The organism is Streptococcus mitis (assembly GCF_008763935.1).
Classification (GTDB): domain Bacteria; phylum Bacillota; class Bacilli; order Lactobacillales; family Streptococcaceae; genus Streptococcus; species Streptococcus mitis_DB.
Map to the genome: position 1 here is coordinate 1 of NZ_VTQF01000028.1, position 3,809 is coordinate 3,809.

Genomic DNA, 3,809 nt, shown 5'->3' on the forward strand with positions numbered 1-3,809 from the left:
AAATCAGCCTCGACGACGAAGTCATCACCGACATCGAACGCGATAAGCTGCACCGCGAAATCTTCCGTACACAGGGTAAACTCGCCAGCCGTTACGAACTCGATCCCCTAGGTCGTCTGAAAAAACAAATCGCCACCCTCAATGATTTGATGGAAAGCGGCAAAGGCAAAACCAAAGTAACATCGGCTTATGCCGTCAAACGTGGCTACGGCTACGACCGCACCGGCAACCTGACCCACAGCACCGACCAGCGGACGGGCACGACGCATTTCGAGTACGACAAACTGGGTAGGATTACCCAAGCCGGTAACGAACTGTTCGCCTTCGACCCCGCGCACAATATCCTCGACATCCCGACGGAAAAGGTCAAACCATACCCTGCCCCCTCTCCCGTGGGAGAGGGTCGGGGAGAGGGCAAAACGACCGCGCCGCTTTCAGACGACCGTTCCGTCATCACCGACAACCGCCTGAAAACCTACAACGGCACGACCTATTACTACGACGACCTCGGCAACCTCATCCACCGCGAACTGGCCGACGGCGAAGTGCAGAACTATTTCTACGACCTGCACGACCAACTGGTTAAGGCGGAAATCTTCAAAAAAGACGGCAGCAAAGAGACTTGGTCGTACACCTACGACGCCTTGGGCAGAAGGATAGGCAAAGGTCGTCTGAAAAACGAAGAAGTTTCAGACGACCTCGAAAACCAAACCCGTTTCGTTTGGGACGGCAGCCATTTGCTGCAGGAAGTCCACCCGGACGGCAGGTATACCTATCTCTACACCGACCCGGATTCCTACGAACCGCTGGCACAGGTCCGCAATTGGACAACCGAAGACGGCGAAAGCCACCAACAAATCCACTACTTCCACTGCGACCAAATCGGCATCCCGAGAGAGATGACCGATAAGGACGGCAATCTGGTTTGGTTCAGCGATTATTACGGTTGGGGCAAACTGAGGAGCGAAACGAACGTAACGAGAACTGCTCACCAACCCTTCCGCCTGCAAAACCAGTATTGCGACCGTGAGACGGGGCTGCATTACAATTTCTTTAGGTATTACGAACCTGATGCGGGTCGGTTTGTGAATCAGGATCCGATTGGGTTGGAAGGCGGCTTTAACGTTTATCAGTTTGCACCGAATGTAAAGGGGTGGGTTGATCCATTAGGGTTAGCTAGAAAACCAATTAGCAGTAGGCTACCAGAAGGTAGTAGAACAGGGCAATTTGGGCCAAAAAATGGAAAATTAACAAAATTAGATCCCAAAACAGGTAAACCTATACAAATTAGAAGCTATGATGCAAAAGGAAACCCCGTAAAAGACATCGACTTTGGTCATAACCATGGTTTTGGAGACCCTCATGCACATGACTGGAAATATCCATCAGATAAAGCACCAAATAAAGTCCGAGGAGAAGGACGAGTATTAACAAAAATGGAAAAATTTAACTTAAGATTTGGCAAATGTGCACAAGTATTCCCTGGATTAAGTAGCTTAACAACCAGATTTATAAGTGGAGTAAGTCTTTTGTTATTACCTAATTCAATTAGCCAATGTCAAGATTTAGATTTTTCCATGAAAAATCCAGATAAATGTGGAGCAAAAAAGAAATGAATATACATGACAAGGAAATTATTGGTTTTTTATATAAGAAAAATGATCAATTACTCGTATTACTTTCATCTGATGAAAATAATATCTTTTTTAAATCAGTAATTTTTTTTCATTTTAACAACGTTTCGGACCAAAATATTATTTTTGATATATATGAATGGGGAAAAGAAGATATTCCAAATGAAATTATTAAACTTTTTCCTTGTATAAATCCCTTTATAGAAGATAAAGAAATATATAATTTTTATTATATAAATTCGTCTGTTGGGCTAGAGGGTATTGTTATCACTAAAAAATAACATTTCTGTGCAAAATATCGTCATGCTGAAATACTACTGACGTCTAAAGAGACCGTAACCTACGATAACCGGCTATTACTACGACGGCTTCGGCAACCTGATCCACCGCGAGCTGGCCGACGGCGAAGTGCAGAACTACTTCTACGATCTGCACGACCAACTGGTTAAGGCGGAAATCTTCAAGAAAGACGGCACGAAAGAAACTTGGGCCTACAGCTACGATGCCTTGGGCAGAAGGATAGGCAAAGGTCGTCTGAAAAATGAAGAAGTTTCAGAAACGTCATTCCCGCATGATTTAGGCGGGAACGACCTCGAAAACCAAACCCGCTTCGTTTGGGACGGCAGCCATTTACTGCAAGAAATCCGCACGGACGGCAGGTATACCTATATCTACACCGACCCCGACAGTTACGAACCTTTGGCACAGGTACACAACCGGACCAACGGAGAAGGCGAAAGCCGACAACAAATCAACTACTTCCACTGCGACCAAATCGGCATCCCAAGAGAGATGACCGATAAAGACGGCAACCTCTTGTGGTTCGGCAACTATACTGGCTGGGGTCGTCTGAAAGAGGAAACCCAAGTAACGGATAGTGCTTACCAACCTTTCCGCCTGCAAAACCAGTACGCCGACCGTGAAACGGGGCTGCACTATAACTTCTTCAGGTATTATGAGCCTGATGCGGGTCGGTTTGTGAATCAGGATCCGATTGGGTTGATGGGTGGGGTGAACTTTTATCAATTTGCGCCGAATACTCAAAGTTGGATAGATCCAAGTGGAAATATAGCTTTTATACCGATTCTAATTGCTATGGGAGTGGGTGCACTTTCAGGTGCTGCAACGGATGCAGGTATGCAAGTCGCTTCTAATGTAATTAATGGTAAAGAATGGAATGATATTGATTATGGAAGTGTGGCACTTGGAGCTGGTATCGGCGCGATAACAGGACCTGTTTTAGGCAAAGCTGCAAAATTATGTGTTGGCAAGTGTCAAGCAAAAAATTTCTTTAAAGGAACAAGATATACAGAAAAAGTTAAAAAACAGGCTTCATCAGGAGATTATCATAGCTTCCCTGAGGCTGTTGATAGTTTTTCAAGATATGGTAAAGTATCAAAAATTAAAGGTGGTGATGGAATAACACGACAGAAACTAGAAATACCTGGAGGATATAAAGGAAAAGAAGGGGTTTTTGAATATATAAAAGAGCCAAATGGCAAAATTAATCACCGTTTATTTAAACCTAATAAATAACCACTGGAAGTGTATTTATGAATAAATTAATTAGCATTTATATTAATAATGGAGTCAGTTTATTTGAACAAGGAGAAAATACTGTAATTATACCTATAGAATTATCTGATGATATTATAGATATTTTAGAAAATTTAAATTTTTTTATTTTAGGAGGAGATTTATATAAAAAAAATAATAATGAATTTGAACATACTTATGATAATTGGTATTACGAAGGAAATATTCAAAGTGATAGTATTATAAAAACTAGAAAATATCTAGATAACTTTAAAAATAATCAAAATTTATATGTATCATTTGTTTTCAAATAAAACAATCAGCAAGCAGAGATTGAGTTGAGCTCCTGATTAAAGTGTAAAAAGGCCGTCTGAAACAAAACCAACCGTACCACTGGCGATAAACTAGTCATGCCCAGCCACAAGAGCATACTTTCCCACACTGCCACCAAACCAGCCTGACCACTGATGTATTCTTCCTCGGCTGGTATGGAGCCGCAGCTATTATTCCGACTAAGACGAAATAGGCTGGCTCGGCAAAGGCTGGAGCGTGCCGGACTGCCCGCACATCATCCGCGATGCGGCAGGATTGGTATCGGAATACGAATACGACCATTACACCCCGACCGGCAAGGTGTTG

4 protein-coding genes are annotated in these 3,809 nt (G+C 43.1%); all 4 read left to right on the forward strand.

Annotated elements, in window-relative coordinates; genetic code table 11:
- The coding region (locus F9B91_RS11085) for an RHS repeat domain-containing protein (RefSeq protein WP_225306654.1) at nucleotides 1-1,616 on the forward strand (1,616 nt) is incomplete at its 5' end.
- A complete protein-coding gene (locus tag F9B91_RS11090) occupies nucleotides 1,613-1,915 on the forward strand; it encodes a hypothetical protein (RefSeq protein WP_186805916.1) in 303 nt (100 codons plus the stop codon). The genes F9B91_RS11085 and F9B91_RS11090, both read left to right, overlap by 4 nt.
- 127 nt (nucleotides 1,916-2,042) lie before the next feature.
- Complete coding sequence (locus F9B91_RS11670; protein WP_306461090.1) at nucleotides 2,043-3,170, forward strand: RHS repeat domain-containing protein; 1,128 nt, start codon at nucleotides 2,043-2,045, stop codon at nucleotides 3,168-3,170.
- A gap of 17 nt (nucleotides 3,171-3,187) precedes the next feature.
- Nucleotides 3,188-3,484 (forward strand): Imm40 family immunity protein, encoded by a 297-nt coding sequence (gene imm40, locus F9B91_RS11100; protein ID WP_150923304.1) that lies wholly within the window; start codon nucleotides 3,188-3,190, stop codon nucleotides 3,482-3,484.
- The last annotated feature ends 325 nt before the right edge of the window (nucleotides 3,485-3,809 follow it).

Coding starts and splice junctions, on each gene's coding strand:
- imm40 (WP_150923304.1), top strand. CDS start 3,188: ATGAATAAATTAATTAGCATTTATATTAATAATGGAGTCAGTTTATTT.
- F9B91_RS11090 (WP_186805916.1), top strand. CDS start 1,613: ATGAATATACATGACAAGGAAATTATTGGTTTTTTATATAAGAAAAAT.